Origin of the sequence: Tateyamaria omphalii, assembly GCF_014651375.1 — a bacterium.
In the GTDB taxonomy this organism is placed as follows: Bacteria; Pseudomonadota; Alphaproteobacteria; order Rhodobacterales; family Rhodobacteraceae; genus Tateyamaria; species Tateyamaria omphalii.
This window is the reverse complement of record NZ_BMWT01000007.1, coordinates 20,198-33,988: the sequence shown is the minus strand read 5'-3', so window position 1 is coordinate 33,988 and position 13,791 is coordinate 20,198. Positions and strand designations below refer to the sequence as shown.

At 58.3% G+C, this 13,791-nt stretch carries 10 protein-coding genes and 1 pseudogene; 8 read left to right on the top strand and 3 right to left on the bottom strand.

Features of this window, described 5'->3' with window-relative positions; genetic code table 11:
* Positions 1–151 precede the first annotated feature (151 nt).
* The gene (locus IE087_RS19850) at positions 152–1,264 is read right to left on the bottom strand and encodes a porin (RefSeq protein ID WP_229801484.1); all 1,113 of its coding nucleotides are present in this window, start codon (positions 1,262–1,264) and stop codon (positions 152–154) included.
* 230 nt (positions 1,265–1,494) lie between these two features.
* Between IE087_RS19850 and IE087_RS19845 the strand changes: the two genes are divergently transcribed.
* The 8 genes and pseudogenes from IE087_RS19845 to repB all read left to right on the top strand — a co-directional run bounded on the left by IE087_RS19845 (position 1,495) and on the right by repB (position 11,705).
* Entirely contained in the window at positions 1,495–2,511 is a 1,017-nt protein-coding gene (locus tag IE087_RS19845; RefSeq protein WP_229801483.1) for an AraC family transcriptional regulator, read from the top strand.
* A gap of 129 nt (positions 2,512–2,640) precedes the next feature.
* Positions 2,641–3,714, top strand: coding sequence for a replication initiator protein A (locus IE087_RS19840; RefSeq protein WP_189371136.1), 1,074 nt, complete (start codon positions 2,641–2,643; stop codon positions 3,712–3,714).
* 506 nt (positions 3,715–4,220) lie between these two features.
* Positions 4,221–5,936 (top strand): PHA/PHB synthase family protein, encoded by a 1,716-nt coding sequence (locus tag IE087_RS19835; RefSeq protein WP_189371135.1) that lies wholly within the window; start codon positions 4,221–4,223, stop codon positions 5,934–5,936.
* A gap of 3 nt (positions 5,937–5,939) precedes the next feature.
* Positions 5,940–6,713 carry an enoyl-ACP reductase FabI gene (fabI, locus tag IE087_RS19830; RefSeq protein ID WP_189371134.1) on the top strand — a complete coding sequence of 258 codons (774 nt, stop codon included), beginning with the start codon at positions 5,940–5,942 and terminating at the stop codon, positions 6,711–6,713.
* Positions 6,703–8,112: a bifunctional enoyl-CoA hydratase/phosphate acetyltransferase gene (locus tag IE087_RS19825; RefSeq protein WP_229801482.1), complete on the top strand. Its 1,410-nt coding sequence runs from the start codon at positions 6,703–6,705 to the stop codon at positions 8,110–8,112. Before fabI ends, IE087_RS19825 begins: the two co-directional genes overlap by 11 nt.
* Positions 8,109–9,284 (top strand): acetate/propionate family kinase, encoded by a 1,176-nt coding sequence (locus IE087_RS19820; RefSeq protein ID WP_189371133.1) that lies wholly within the window; start codon positions 8,109–8,111, stop codon positions 9,282–9,284. Before IE087_RS19825 ends, IE087_RS19820 begins: the two co-directional genes overlap by 4 nt.
* A 263-nt stretch (positions 9,285–9,547) precedes the next feature.
* A pseudogene (gene repA, locus IE087_RS19815) lies at positions 9,548–10,663 on the top strand (plasmid partitioning protein RepA).
* 52 nt (positions 10,664–10,715) lie between these two features.
* Positions 10,716–11,705, top strand: coding sequence for a plasmid partitioning protein RepB (gene repB / locus IE087_RS19810; protein ID WP_189371132.1), 990 nt, complete (start codon positions 10,716–10,718; stop codon positions 11,703–11,705).
* On the opposite strand, the gene IE087_RS19805 is transcribed toward repB, so the two are convergent.
* Together IE087_RS19805 and IE087_RS19800 are read right to left on the bottom strand one after the other, a co-directional pair.
* Positions 11,666–12,559 carry a site-specific integrase gene (locus tag IE087_RS19805; RefSeq protein WP_229801481.1) on the bottom strand — a complete coding sequence of 298 codons (894 nt, stop codon included), beginning with the start codon at positions 12,557–12,559 and terminating at the stop codon, positions 11,666–11,668. The two genes, repB and IE087_RS19805, sit on opposite strands and share 40 nt — an antisense overlap.
* A gap of 416 nt (positions 12,560–12,975) precedes the next feature.
* Positions 12,976–13,593, bottom strand: coding sequence for a helix-turn-helix transcriptional regulator (locus tag IE087_RS19800; RefSeq protein WP_189371131.1), 618 nt, complete (start codon positions 13,591–13,593; stop codon positions 12,976–12,978).
* Positions 13,594–13,791: the final 198 nt, after the last annotated feature.

The following is a 13,791-nucleotide window of genomic DNA, read 5'->3' as shown; positions in this document are numbered from 1 at the left end:
CAAAGACGGATTGGAACACTGACCGCAGCCTAGGCGGCCAAAACAAGGCCGCGTTGATTTGCGTCAACAACGTCTTCGATTGTGCGATACACGGCGAAAAACTGCGGGCAGCGCAAAAGAGCACCGCCCACAATTTAGCGTTTTCAGAGGGTTAGAATTTCCACAACGCGCCCAAAACGATGGTCGAATTGTCCTGGAAATCGCCCGTGCTGTCCGAGTAGTCATATTCCTGGTAGGTCAGGTACAGATCAGTGTTCAGCCTTTCGACCCTCTGCACCACGCCGATGCCCCAGACATCCGAATCCGACCCATCGACGTTGAAATCGGCACCATCCCAGTAGTGCAGCCCGATGCCGGTCTTGCCCATCGGCAGCCAATCGGCCTCGTAACTTACTTTGGCATAGTAGTAGCGCGGATCGCTGGCGCCGCCAGCATCATCATCACGATCGCCGGCAGCTACAGTAAAGCCCAGCCCGCTTTGCAGCAGAACCGACGCGGACGCGACAACGTCAGACCGATCACTGTCGACCCCGTTGCGCTCCTGGTACGCCAGTCCGGCTGACAGCTCTGCACCACCTCCGATGGACGCGTTGTAGAAAACGGCCACGTCGTAATATTCATTCTCGTCATCCTGATCGAGAATGTTCTCCCCAGCTGCCGCACTGAACGAGAACCCGGAGAATTCCGGGGAATCGTAGCGGATACGCCCGCGACGCGAGCCATCGAAGTTGTCGGTAGTGTCGCCAATGGCCGGGCCACTCAGCACGTCGAACCCATCCCGAAACAAAAAGCTCGGATTGGCATCAGCGGTAAAGGAATAAAGCGCCGTTCCCACATAAGACAGATCAACCTCGGCAACACCATCGGCCGCCATGCTGCCCTGCCCGACCGACACCTGACCCCAGCTGCCCTCAAGCGAAAAGTCGAAATGGCGGATGTCATCGCGGGTAAAGCGGCTGTAATCCGACCCGGCCTGACTCACCTCGGACGAATTTGGCAACCCAAGTCCTGTCTCCAGCCGAAACCGGAACGTGTTATTGCCAAAAGGCGTCGCATACCGCAGGCCAATCCGGCTGTTCGACAGATCATTGTCCAGCAGGTTGGTTTCGCTGTCCCGCCCATCATCGACCGAGATGATGGCGGGGTTCAATTGACCATAAAAGGTCAGGGTCGCACCGGACCCCAAGTTGTATTCCAAATCTGCCAAAACAGGCGTCGCCAACACGGTCAGCCCGGCGGCGGCTGGTATAAATGCCGTCTTCATCTGAACCCTCATGTTTGTCCGTTGCGCACCTCCATCTTGGCACCGCACCGGTGGGCCAAACCAAAAAGATTAACGCTGGGTCAACAACCCCAACGTGTGACGAAAGCGCACAAAATATCGTTCTTTTCCAAAGATATAGCGGCAACATACAGATGAAATGGCATCTTCGGACAGATGCTTGATAATTCCGGCCAAATACATACCTGCCGGATATGAGAAAGCTGTCCAACATGCGCACTGCGACAGGCATCCGGGCGGTGTGTGACGTTGCGCAGGACATCGGCATTGATCCGACAGAAGTGTTGAAAAACACCGGCTTGCAGCACTCAGATCTGACCGGCACAGACAGTCACGTCACGTGGCTGCAAGAAATCCAGACCATCAGAAACATCGTTAGAAGCGCCCCGCATGACATCGGGTTGGGAGCCAAAGCGGGCCGCAAACTCCACCCCTTCGCCCACGGAATGTACGGGTTTGCCTTGCTGACCGCGCCAACGCTGCGGGTCTCGGCTCAGCTCTCACTTGACTACATGAAGCTTTCCACCGGTCTGACCTCCTACACCGTCGACGACAACGGTGATCGCATCCACATCAGGCTGGATATGACAGAACTGCCGCCCGAGGCGCACACCTTCGCGATCGGGGCACAGTCGGTCATCACCATGGATTTCATTCGCGAGATGCTGGACGCCCCCGACTTCAGCGACATGGTCGTCGAAACGCCCTACACCGACGCGCGCTATGTGCAGGACATCGCCAGCGCAATCGGTGTTACGGTCCAAGGGTCAATGCCCGGTTTTGCCCTATCCTTCTCCTCTGCCCTGTTTGACGAACCGCTTCCGAAATCGGACCCGGCAACGTTCCAATACTGCGTCGACCAATGCCAAATCCTTCTGGAACAACAGGATGCCAAGGCGGACCTCTGGTCGCAAAAGGTCAGACACACGATCCTCGACAACATCGAGGACGAACTGAACATCCAGACCGTCGCCCGGATGCTTGCCACAACGGAACGCACCTTGCGCCGCCGATTGTCGGAGGAAAAAACCAGCTTCCGCGAGCTGTATCTCGACGCAAGGCTGTCCCGGGCCCATCACCTGCTTGAGATTTCCGGTCTGCACGTGGACACGGTGTCGTGGCGCGTCGGCTATGCCGAACCGGCCAGTTTCACACGGGCTTTCACCAAAAGGTTCGGCATGTCGCCCGGACAGGTGCGGCCCCAAAAGACACCTATTGAGTCAAGCTGAGCATACGCGATAACGGGCGCCTTGTGCCAAAATCCACCGCTACAACAACATCTTGAAAATATCGGTACATCGGGAACATAAAACTCGGTATAACGGGAACACGCGAGATTCGGTACATCGGGAACGGACGTGTCAGACAAACAGGTAGACCTCTTCTTGGACCAACTCGCCGACGCGCCCGTCAAGGACGAGCGCGCGTTGATGGAGTTTCCGTTCTTTTCCCTGCAAAAGCGCCCGCGCATGACCCCCTTCGTTTTCGACGACGGCACGGTCAAGATCGAGATCCAGCCGGGCCACAAGGGCATCGCCACGATCTGGGACAAGGACATCCTCATCTACCTGACATCGCTGGTGAATGAACGGATCGAAAGCGGCCGCTTCGACGCCGACGCCTCGAACAGCATCCAGGATCGCACAATTACCTTCTCCGCTTATGACTTCCTGAAGGTCACGGGCCGCAGTTCCGGCAAACGCGCCTACGAGCTGTTCCTCGACGCGCTCGACCGGCTCCGCTCGACCAACATCCTCACGAACATCACCGCAGGCGACGAACGCGAACGCCGCGGTTTCGGCTGGATCGAAGACTGGCGCGTGATCGAACGCACCAACCGGCGTGGGCAAAAAGTCATGGGCGCCGTCGAAGTCACCATGAACCGCTGGATGTTCAACGCCATCGTCAAGGACCGGCGCGTTCTGACGATCAACCGCGATTACTTCCGCCTGTCCAAAGGGTTGGAGCGTCGCCTCTACGAACTCGCCCGCAAGCATGTGGGCCGCCAGCCCGAGTGGTACATTGGCATCAAACGTCTGGCGGAAAAATGCGGCTCCATCGATACCGAGCGGAAATTCAAGTTCCGTATCAACGAGATTTGCGAGGCCGGCACCATCCCCGACTACCATGTCGAGATCGTGGACCCCGCCTCCGTCTCCACCCCGTTCAAGCCCAAGGGCAAGCAGGCGCTTGTCCGATTCCAGCCGAAATTCGACGACCTAACTGTTCCCGAAGTACCGACAGCGCTCAATCTCGATGTGGCCCACTCCGTCCTGACAGAGGTCAAGCACGCAAACCCGGAATATGACGTCCAATACATCCTCAATGCGTGGCGGGAATGGGCTTCAAAAAAGGATGAACCGGTCAAAAATGCCAATGCGGCGTTCCGGGCCTTTGCGAAAAAGTACATCGAGGCCAACCCGATCTGGTGACTCGGTACATCGGGAACATCTCTTCGGTACATCAGGAACACACGACTCGGTACATCAGGAACGGCTCTTCGGTACATCGGGAACACATGTTCGGTACATCGGGAACGCATCCAAGACACAAGGACATGAATTCCCTGAGTCTTTTCAATCGCCTAACATCGTAACAAACCTAACCCAATTTCTAACAGAAATAACCAACCAGGCTGCAAACAGGCATCGTCAACACCTGCCATAAACGTCCTTTTTCCTTAGAAAACGCGGCCCAGAGGCAAACTCAGGTGTTCCTGATGTACCGATAACGCCCGAATGCAGTCGAACACCCCATCTCAGGGCATGCTACCCACAGAAAATGACAAAACCCTGTGCATCTACTGTTCCGCCTGAACGCCAAAACGGCATAGAAACCCACCGGCATATTCCCGCTTACAGGTTCGGCAATTGCACGCTTGTGATGTCAGTAATCCATTCTTACCTGCGAGCATGATCCACAACCGCAGGTGTGCAAGATGAAAGACTTCAACAGCCAACCATCCAAGCCCGCAACGGACCACACTCTCCGTCAATCCATCGCCACAATGACCCATGGGACGTCACCTGTTTCAACGATCAACATGTGGAACGACTGGGCCCTGCATCTTGCCACATCACCGGACAAGCAACTGTCCCTGACCCAAAAAGCATGGGAAAACTGGACAAACTGGCTGCTATTTGTTGCCAAAGGATGCCCACCCGAACCGGAAAACTGGCCTGCAAAACCGAAAGTTGGGGACCGCAGGTTTTCGAACCCGGGTTGGACAAAGGCACCTTACTCCGCCTGGGCGCAAGCGTTCCTTCTGGCCGAAGATTTCATCGATACGGCAACATCAAATGTACCCGGATTGAATCCGGCAAATGATGCGGCAATGACATTCATGGCCCGACAGGTAATGGACACCCTGTCGCCCAGCAACTTTCTGGCCACCAACCCCGAAGCCATCGCGCGCACGGTCGAAACGAGCGGTCAAAACCTCATCGACGGCGCCGCCAATGCCGTTGCCGACGCACAGAAAGCGTTGAATGGAGAACGCAAACGGCCCACGAAAACAGTTGGACGGGACGTGGCCACTACCGAAGGCAAAGTCGTCTTTCGCACCCATCTGATGGAGTTGATCCAATACGCCCCGCGCACCGACACGGTACATCAGGAACCGATCCTGATAGTGCCCGCCTGGATCATGAAATACTACATCCTCGACCTCAGCCCCGACAACTCGATGATCCGCTACCTGACGGAACAAGGGTTCACTGTTTTTGCGATCTCATGGCGCAATCCGGGCGCCGAAGACGCCAATCTCGGCATGCTCGCTTACCTGCATCAGGGGCCCATGGCCGCGCTTGACTACATCGGTGACGCAACCGGCGCGCAAAAGGTGCACGGCACGGGCTACTGCCTTGGCGGCACACTTCTGTCGATCGCTGCGGCCAGCATGGCCCGGGACAAAGACACCCGGCTGGCCAGCCTCACCCTGCTCGCGGCCCAGACCGATTTCAGCGAGGCCGGTGAACTGATGCTGTTCATCAACGAAAGCAAGGTGTCCTTCCTCGAAGATGTCATGGCCGAACAGGGCTATCTCGAAGCCGACCAGATGATGAGCGCGTTCCAGATGCTGCGGTCGAACGATCTGATCTGGTCGCAGATGGTCCGCAAATACCTTCTGGGCGAAGGCGAACCACCGATGAATGACCTCATGTCGTGGAATGCCGACAGCACCCGGATGCCAGCGCGAATGCATGCGGAATACCTGCGGCAGATGTTCCTGAACAACGACCTCGCGGCCGGGCGCTATCACGTGGACGGACGTGCGGTTTCGCTGCGTGATATCCGAGTGCCCATCTTCGGCGTCGGCACGGAAACTGACCACATCGCGCCGTGGAAATCCGTGTTCAAGATCCACGATCTGGGACATGCTGACGTCACCTTTGCCCTTACCAATGGCGGGCACAATGCCGGCGTCGTTTCCAAACCCGGCCACCCGCGCCGTCATTTCCGCCTGCACACCATCCGCGATGATGAAAACACGCTCAGCCCCGAGGATTGGTGCGACGTGGCCGAGCTGCACCAAGGCAGCTGGTGGCCCACCTGGACGCAATGGCTGTCCGACCGGTCTGGCAAAATGGTCAACCCCCCGAAGATCAAGAATGCGCTGGCGGATGCGCCAGGAACCTATGTCAAAATGGAGTAAGATATGCTGCCCAAAACCGACTTTCTGGCCGGTAAGAAGGGACTTGTCGTTGGTGTCGCCAACGAAGATTCAATTGCGGCAGGCTGCGCCCGGGCCTTTCGCGCCTCACAAGCCGATCTGGCGCTGACATATCAGACCGAAAAATCCCGTAAATTCGTGGACCCCGTCGCGCAGGCGGTCGGTGCGGACATTTTCATGCCGCTGGACGTCACCGACGATAACCAGATGGATGCCCTGTATGACGCCATTCGCACCCGCTGGGGTCGGTTGGATTTCCTTGTCCATTCTATCGCCTTCTGCCCCCGCGAAGACCTTCATGGGCGGGTTGTCGATTGTTCAAAGGACGGGTTCGGGCTGGCCATGGACATTTCGGTTCATTCCCTGATCCGTCTCGCCAAGCGTGCCGAACCCCTGATGACAGATGGCGGTACGATCCTGACGGTGTCCTATCACGGCGCTGAAAAGGTCGTGGACAACTACAACATCATGGGTCCGGTCAAGGCCGCGCTCGAGGCTACAACACGCTATCTTGCCGCCGAGTTAGGGTCAAAAAACATCCGCGTGAACGCCATGTCCCCTGGCCCGCTGCACACCCGTGCAGCCTCTGGCATCGACCATTTCGATGCCCTGATTGACGACGCAAAGGCACGCGCACCGCTCAACCAATTGACCACCATCGAAGAGGTGGGCGCGATGGCCGCCTGCCTTGTCTCGGACTTCGCCCGCTCGGTCACCGGCAACACCGCTTACATCGACGGAGGGCACCATGTCGTCTGACATCACCCCCAGCATGGGCTACATTGAAAACCGCCCTTTCGAAGACATCGCGGTGGGTGACAGCGCCGATCTGGTCCGCACCCTGACCGCACAGGATATCGATGCCTTTGCCGTGGTGTCGGGCGATGTGAACCCCGCCCACGTGGATCAGGAATTCGCCCAGGAAGAGGCCTTTCACAAAGTCATCGCCCATGGCATGTGGGGTGGCGCTTTGATCTCCAACGTGTTGGGCACACAACTACCCGGTCCGGGCACGATTTACCTTGATCAGACACTGAAATTCCTCAAACCGGTTGGGATTGGCGACACCGTGACGGTACGTGTCACAGTCACCGCAAAGGACCCTGAAAAGAAGCGCCTGACGCTGGATTGCGTGTGCACCAATGGCGATGGAAAACCAGTCATCACCGGGCAGGCTGTTGTCCTCGCCCCCACCCACAAGATAAGGCGTCCACGCGTGGTCATGCCGGACCTCGTCATGCACCGCCGGGGCGCGGGGCATGACCGTCTGCTTGAGGCCGCGCGCAAGCACCCTGCCCTGCCCACGGCTGTCGTGCACCCCTGTGACACCACGTCTTTGGAGGCTGCTTTGGAGACCTCTGATCTGGGTCTGATCCACCCCCTCCTCGTCGGTCCCGAGGCCCGCATCTGGGCGGTCGCAGAGACGGCAGAGCTGGACATCAGCGCGCTTGAGATCATCGATACCCCGCACAGCCACGCCTCCGCCGAGCGCGCGGTTGCTCTGATCCGTGAGGGTCGTGCCCGCGCCCTGATGAAAGGCGCTCTGCACACGGATGAAGTCATGTCTGCCGTCGTGTCCAAGGCGAATGGTCTGCGCAGCGAACGGCGGATGAGCCATGTCTATGTGATGGACGTCCCCACCTACCCCAAACCGCTGCTGATCACCGATGCCGCGATCAACATCGCGCCCGACCTGCAGACCAAGGCGGACATCGTCCAGAACGCCATCGACCTGGCCCACGCCATTGGGATCGATGCACCCAAGGTTGCCCTGCTTTCTGCCGTGGAAACCATCACCCCGCGCCTGCAATCAACGGTCGAGGCTGGTGCCCTGTGCAAGATGGCCGACCGGGGTCAGATCAAGGGCGGCGTGCTGGATGGTCCGCTCGCTTTTGACAACGCGATTTCGATGCGGGCGGTGGCCAGCAAAGGGATCACCTCGCCCGTCGCAGGTCAGGCCGATATCCTTGTGGCACCCGACCTTGAAGCGGGCAACATGATCGCCAAACAGCTCATGTATCTAGCGGGTGCGGAGGCCGCTGGGATCGTGCTGGGCGCGCAGGTTCCGATCATCCTGACCAGCCGCGCTGACGATCGCCGAACACGTGTCGCCTCCGCCGCGATTGCATCACTGTTCAGCGGGGCCCTGGATCGATGAACGCTGCTATCCTGACGCTGAACACCGGGTCTTCTTCGCTGAAATTCGGGCTCTACCGAGACGCATCCGAACCCGAGATGCTGCTGACCGGACAGGTGGATGGGCTGGGCGCGGATGCCCGGTTGGTCCTGGAACGGGCAGGGGAGAAAACCGTCCAAACCCTCAGCGCCGCGACGCACGCTGCGGCCCTCGGCCACGTTATCGAGACGTTGAAGCCGCACATGGAGGGTCTTGCCATCACCGGCATCGGACATCGCATCGTGCACGGCGGCCCACAATTTGCCGAACCCATGGTGCTGACCCCGGATGTTCTGACGGCACTGGCGGAGTTCTCGCCCCTAGCTCCGCTGCATCAGCCGCACAACCTGGCGGGTGTTGAGGCGGCCCGTGCTGCCTTTCCGGACGCGGTGCAAGTCGGGTGTTTCGATACGGCCTTTCACCGTGGCCACCCGTGGGTCAACGATACCTTCGCACTGCCCCGCAACTTCTATGACGAGGGGGTGCGGCGGTACGGGTTTCACGGGCTGAGCTATGATTACATCACCGGCGTCATCGCCTGTGATGAACCGGAGCTGCACAAGAAACGGATGGTGATTGCCCATCTTGGAAACGGGGCATCGATGTGCGCTGTGCGCGAGGGGAAAAGCGTCGGTTCCACCATGGGGTTTTCTGCCCTTGATGGCCTGCCGATGGGCACCCGCTGCGGTCAGATCGATCCGGGGGTGGTGCTGTATCTGATCCAGCAAAGGGGCATCGCACCAGACGATGTGATGAAGATGCTGTACCACCAAAGCGGCTTGCTTGGGCTGTCGGCCGAGACGAGCGACATGCGTGATCTTCTGGCTTCGGATCGACCAGAAGCAGGGCAGGCGATTGACTACTACGTGTTTCGTGCCCGTCGCGAGATCGGGGCTTTGACAGCCGTGCTGGGCGGGATTGACGGCTTGGTATTCTGTGGTGGGATCGGGGAGAATGCGGCCCTGATCCGGCGGCGCATTGTTGAGGGGTTAGACTATCTCGGGATCTCCATCGATCCGACTCTCAACCAACAGAACGCGCGTGACATCAACAGCGGTCCAACGCGGGTCATGGTCATTCCCACAGACGAGGAACGCATCATCGCCCGCGCGGTCAACAGTGCCATGTGGCAGCGCGCGCAGAGGGCATCCTGAGCCGCGTTTCCCGGTTTTGGGTGTTCGATTGGACTTTTCATGGCCTTTGGCGGGGTGCGATTCAGGTTTTGACAGCCGTGCAAATCCGAAAATCGTAATTAAAACAGCTGGATAAACGAAATTCTCTGTTTGGCTAATCCTCGCCACCACAGCCCCTTGCCCCATCACGGGTTGAAAAAATCGTTGTGGATAAGTCGGTTCCGCGTTAAGCACAGTTTAACGGTAGAAATCGCGCAAAAAGCGATATTACACGAGGCGGCAGCATGGGAAATCCCCAATTAGAGCCTATTGTGGGCGATATGTCCTTTGATGAAATCATCCTTCGGCAAGGGGAATTGATTTCTGACAGGCTGAACATTCTGCGTCAGGAGCAGTATCCTCCAAACGCCCAGAAGGGCCTGCGGCAGTTTCCACTGGCCGAGGTCGCCTATTTCCTTGGGGTCACGCAATCCACGATCAAGAAGCTGCACCTTGAGGGCAAAGGCCCTGAGCCCGAGACATCACCGTCAGGGCGGCGGTCCTATTCGGCTGAACAGATGCTGGAGCTGCGCGCCTATCTGGACGCCCACGGGCGCCCCGGCAAGCGTCAGTACCTGCCGCACCGGGCTGAGGGTGAAGAGCTGCACGTCATCTGGCGCATCTGGCGCAGCATCTGGCGCTCAAGGGGCATCGGGTGCTGGCCATTGATCTTGACCCGCAGGCCTCACTGACCGCGTTGCACGGGATTCAGCCCGAGTTAGACTCTGTTTCGTCGCTTTACGAGACGTTGCGCTATGACGAGGAACGCCAGCCGATCAGCACGGTGATCCGGCCCACGAACTTCCCGAACCTTGATATTGTTCCGGCCAGCGTGGCTCTCACCAGCCGCGACCCTTCTGAAGGGCGCGCGTTCTTTACCCGCATCTCGAAAGCGCTCGAGGAGGTTGAGGACCAGTATGACATCGTGGTCATCGATTGCCCGCCGCAGCTTGGGTATCTGACCCTAACGGCCCTGACAGCGTCGAGTTCCGTGCTGATCACTGTGCACCCCCAGATGCTGGACGTCATGTCGATGAGCCAGTTCCTGTTGATGCTGGGTGGCATCCTGCAAACCATCCGCGAGGCCGGTGCAGAGATGCGGCTGAAATGGTTCCGCTATCTGGTCACCCGGTTCGAGCCAACCGATGGGCCGCAGAAGCAGATGGTCGGCTTTCTTCAGGCCATGTTCCCCGAGCAGATGCTGGAAGCGCAGATGGTGAAGTCGACCGCGATTTCGGACGCGGGCATTACGGGCGCAATTCGTGCGGTCCACCTATGACCGGGCGATGGGGTCGCTGAATGCTGTGAATGACGAGATTGCGGGCCTTGTCCACCAGGCTTGGGGCCGGGATGTGCCATGAGTTTTGACAGCCGTGCAGATTGGATTTTTGAGCGTGCGAAAGGGAGGATGACATGGCCAGAAAAGACCTGTTGAAATCCGTGATTGGGCAGCCAACCGACACGCCAAGCGGGGCAGGGCGGTCGAGCTATGCCATGCGTGGGGCGTCGAAATCGATGAAAGTGTCGATCGACAGTCTGGCCGAGCATTCCAAGCGGCTGATGGAAGGCGAAACCATTGTCGAGATCGATCCCGATCTGATCGATGTCTCCTTCGTCAATGACCGTCTGACGGGGGACGACGAGGCCTATGATGAGCTTAAGGCGTCGATCAAGGCCAGCGGTCAGGACACGCCTGTGCTGCTGCGCCCGCATCCCGAGGCGGCGGATCGGTACATGGTGGTCTTCGGGCATCGCCGTGTGCGGGTGGCGCGGGATCTGGGCTGTCCGGTGCGCGCGGTCGTCAAGGAGATGGACGACGAGGCTCATGTGCTGGCGCAGGGTCAGGAGAACACGGCGCGGGCGGACCTGTCCTTTATCGAGAAGGCGCTGTTTGCGCGGAACCTGTTCGATCTGGGGCAGGGCAAGGATGTCATTCAGCGAGCGCTGACCATTGATGGGACGTTGCTGTCACGGATGCTGGCCGTAGCACAGACGGTGCCGGAGCAGATTGTGACGGCCATTGGACCCGCCAAGCAGATCGGGCGGGACCGCTGGGAGGGGTTCAAGAAACTGATGGCGGACGAGGCCAATCAGGGTATCGCGTATCGCATCCTCAAGACCGAGGGGTTTGACCAGCTCGACAGCGATACGAAGTTCGAGATCATGCACAGCAAGGTCGAAGAAGCGGGGAAGGGGCCGAAACGCCGTCGTGCCAAGGCGGCGCCCCCCAAGCGGACCTGGACCGCTGGCGAGGGGCGGATCAAGGGTGTGATCGGGCGGGCCGGGCGGGCCTATAGCATCTCGCTGACTTCGAAGGATTCCTCCGCTTTTGGCGAGTATCTGGCCGAGAACCTTGACCGACTTTATGCGGATTTCCTTGAGGCCCCGGACCGAACATCCTGATCTGATACCAACATGCCCTTACGCAGCGAGTGGCCGGAATAGAGGGCAAGGCGTTCGGCCTCTGGCAGGTCTGCGCGGATACCGGAGTTCAGCACGGTGGACTTGATGAGTCGGGCGACATGTTTGCTGTTGAGGCGCTGGTCGAGCGCCTGCTTCCCGTCCCGGGACGTGCGCACAAAGATGGGGCCGTGGTCGATCTTGGCAAAGTGCAGCCATTGTTCCACAGCGTGCACCGGGCAGGTTTGGTCCGTTGATCCCCGACCAATTTCAACCTTCCGCCACCCTGTTCGCGTTTTCAGCGTCAATACCGCGCCGTCATCCAGAATCTCGATCTGGCCGCTGGAACCCGGTATGGTGGAGTGTCCGATGTCGAGGCTTACGATCTCTGACCGTCCGAGAGCGCACGCGTGGCCCAGCAGCAGGATTGCGCGGTCCCGGAGCCCGCGCAAATCGAATGGCAAAGTGGCGGCCATGGCGAGGATGTCGTCCAAGCGGATTGCTTGTTTCTGAACCGGTGGGCGCGTGTGTGTCCGTTTGATCCGGGTCAAGACTGTGGTGATGTGACTGTCCTGTCGGTCGAGGGATGTCCCGCGCTGCGCGTAGTTCCAGACAAGTCCGGACAGGCGGCGGTCAATCGTGCTGGCGGAAAGGGCAGGGGAGGTGTCTGGTGGAGAGGCCAGATTGGCAAGATAGAGCCCTACCAATTCAGGTGATGGCGGTAAGGGACTGGCGCCTTGCAAGCGGCACCAACGGGTGAAGTGCTTCCAGTCGGCTGTGTAGGCCAGTTGGGTGCTTTGGGCCGCCGGACGTGATGTAGACGGGGGCTTGGGCCGGTGCGCTGGATCGTCATTCATGGTTTTGAGCTTAGGATCATCATGTCCGATCAGGCAATATTATTGGACATAAGTGGCGCCGAAAAGGTGAGGCGCTTATGATATCATTCTGGGGGCAAAAGCGCCGCCATACCATGGCGATGTCGCGCAGCTGGCCGTTGAAACAGGGACGGAGCCGACCTCAACATTTTATCGAAGCAGCGCGTCTGCGTCACTTCTGTTTCTGCCAAACGTCCAGTGTTTGTTGCATTTTGGCCTAAGATATCAAACGCGATGCGTGACAAGTTTTATTTTCGATAAGGTTGATCATGCGACCTTGAAACTGTTTCCCGGCGGGCAGCGTCAGCGATCGTCGACCTCACCTGCAATGTTGCTGATGCTTGGGATTAAGCGGCCTGATCCCGCGCCAAGATTCAGCTTCCTAGTGTTGTTGGCGGCTAAATCAGACTATTGGAAACAGCCAGGCTCACGGCTTGGGTTTTGGAGACCACTTTCAGTTTTCCACATGTGTTCTTGACGTGGAATTCTACAGTCCGCTGGGAGATCCCGAGGATTTGTCCGGTTTCCCATGCGCTTTTTCCTTTGGCAGCCCAGGTCAACACTTCCCTTTCCCTTCGGGTCAGCTCGGGTTTCGACCGGTGCCGTTGAGAGTTGTACAAGATGCATGTGGCATATGTGACGTCAGCCGCGATCTGTTCCATGCGCCGCCCCCAACACCCTGCCGAGTCGTCCGCGGTCAATGATAACAAGGCGCGGCTGCCGGAAGGTGTGTGTAGGGCCACGGTGATACCGGCGCTGCCAACGCCGTGGGCGCGGGCGTCGCATAGAAAATCGAATTCTTCGGGAGTCTCTGGTTTGACGTCGCACCAGTTGATCGGCAATACGGATTTCGTACTTTGTCGAATTATTGGATCGACTTCAAAGTAATCGCTCTCCAAATACTTGTTGATCCATTTCTGCGGGTAGGTTGTGACCAGCTGTTCATTGGGACCGCCGTCCGTTTGTTCGAGCATTAGGAATGTTGCATTGAGGAAATCGAATTGTTTGCAAATCAAGTGAAGGGAGGGATCAAGATTGGTTGAATCCGTATCTTCCAACGTTTGTGAGATAAGCTCGGATATCGGGCACGATGCAGACAGGGCGGAACTCTCGGTAATCGTCGGAAATATCAATTTGGTAGCATTACGCCGACTCGGAACGCATGCAAGCTATACGGGTATCGAGTGGCGAATATCCGCGCTTTTAAGCTGTTT

What these genes read in the sequence shown, in the direction of transcription:
- IE087_RS19835 (WP_189371135.1), top strand. Translation starts at nt 4,221, where the DNA reads ATGAAAGACTTCAACAGCCAACCATCCAAGCCCGCAACGGACCACACT.
- IE087_RS19845 (WP_229801483.1), top strand. Translation starts at nt 1,495, where the DNA reads ATGCGCACTGCGACAGGCATCCGGGCGGTGTGTGACGTTGCGCAGGAC.
- fabI (WP_189371134.1), top strand. Translation starts at nt 5,940, where the DNA reads ATGCTGCCCAAAACCGACTTTCTGGCCGGTAAGAAGGGACTTGTCGTT.
- IE087_RS19820 (WP_189371133.1), top strand. Translation starts at nt 8,109, where the DNA reads ATGAACGCTGCTATCCTGACGCTGAACACCGGGTCTTCTTCGCTGAAA.
- IE087_RS19825 (WP_229801482.1), top strand. Translation starts at nt 6,703, where the DNA reads ATGTCGTCTGACATCACCCCCAGCATGGGCTACATTGAAAACCGCCCT.
- repB (WP_189371132.1), top strand. Translation starts at nt 10,716, where the DNA reads ATGGCCAGAAAAGACCTGTTGAAATCCGTGATTGGGCAGCCAACCGAC.
- IE087_RS19850 (WP_229801484.1), bottom strand. Translation starts at nt 1,264, where the DNA reads ATGAAGACGGCATTTATACCAGCCGCCGCCGGGCTGACCGTGTTGGCG.
- IE087_RS19805 (WP_229801481.1), bottom strand. Translation starts at nt 12,559, where the DNA reads ATGAATGACGATCCAGCGCACCGGCCCAAGCCCCCGTCTACATCACGT.